The 584-nt window shown below is 76.0% G+C and carries 1 protein-coding gene; it reads right to left on the reverse strand.

Annotated elements, in window-relative coordinates; all coding sequences use genetic code 11:
• Positions 1–371, reverse strand: a 371-nt coding sequence (locus MXD58_RS24620; RefSeq protein WP_250610040.1) for a hypothetical protein, incomplete at its 3' end; no start/stop codon positions are given.
• Positions 372–584: the final 213 nt, after the last annotated feature.

The raw sequence follows: 584 nt of genomic DNA on the forward strand, positions 1-584 counted from the left end.
AGCTGACCGGCGCCGCGCCCGCGCCCGCGCCGGGGCAGGTTCGCGCACGCCGCCGAAGCCGTCCCGCGCAGCGATGACCGCACCTTCCCGCCGTGGGTCCGCAGTGCGCGCGCACCGGACACCCGCAGATCCTCGTACTGCTCCCGCAGCATCCGACCGTCGACGGCCGGCGGCCCGAAAATGATGATCCATGCCACGCCGAGCGACCACAGGGCCGCGAGCGCTCCGAACGCGAGGACGCCGAACGCCCCGAGAGCCGCGAAGAACAGCAGGAACGCGACACTCGCGACCAGGCCGCAGTGCACCAGCCGGCGAACACTGACCGGCGCCACCGTCCCCGCGACCGCCGGGACCGCGGTCGGTCCCGGCACCCGACCCCGCGTGGCGCTCCCGACACCATCCCGACCAGAAGTGCCCCGGTTCGCGATGCTCCGCCCAGCGCCGTTGGGACCAGCGCCGAGCCCACCGGCGCTGACACGACCGGCTGGGGCCACTCTCCCGCTGTCCTGGTCATCGACCGGAGCCGGCGCCGGAGCCGGAGCCGGCGCGCCGCGCTCGGGCGCCGCAGCGGGCCGGACCTGGGT

The organism is Frankia sp. AgKG'84/4, assembly GCF_023242965.2.
GTDB lineage: Bacteria > Actinomycetota > Actinomycetes > Frankiales > Frankiaceae > Frankia.